Source organism: Monashia sp. HAY1-5C (genome assembly GCF_056755255.1).
Genome location: NZ_JBPGXG010000296.1, coordinates 1 through 346, shown reverse-complemented (window position 1 = coordinate 346; position 346 = coordinate 1). Strand labels below are relative to the sequence as shown.

At 70.5% G+C, this 346-nt stretch carries 1 protein-coding gene; it reads left to right on the top strand.

The genetic code is table 11. From position 1 onward, the window contains the following. The coding region (locus ACR9ZK_RS21735; RefSeq protein ID WP_481344037.1) for a Gfo/Idh/MocA family protein at nucleotides 1-346 on the top strand (346 nt) is incomplete at both ends.

The window sequence follows — 346 nt, the reverse complement described above, 5'->3', positions numbered from 1 at the left end:
GGCACGCGCCCCTTCTGCGGCTCGGCCTGCAGGCCGGTGTCCCGACGTTCTGCGAGAAGCCCGTCGCCGCGCCGCTCGACGAGACGCTCGACCTCGCGCGGCTCGTCCGAGACACGACCACACCGGTCCACGTCGGGTTCCAGCGTCGCTTCGAACGCGGGTACCAGCGCGCGCAGCAGGTCGTGGCCACCGGGCAGCTCGGGTTCGTGCACAGCATCCGGGCACAGACGCACGACCAGGCACCGCCGCACGCCACCTACATCCCCACGAGCGGCGGCCTCTTCCGCTACTGCTCCATCCACGACTTCGACATCATCCGGTTCGTCACGGGTCGGGAGGTCGACTC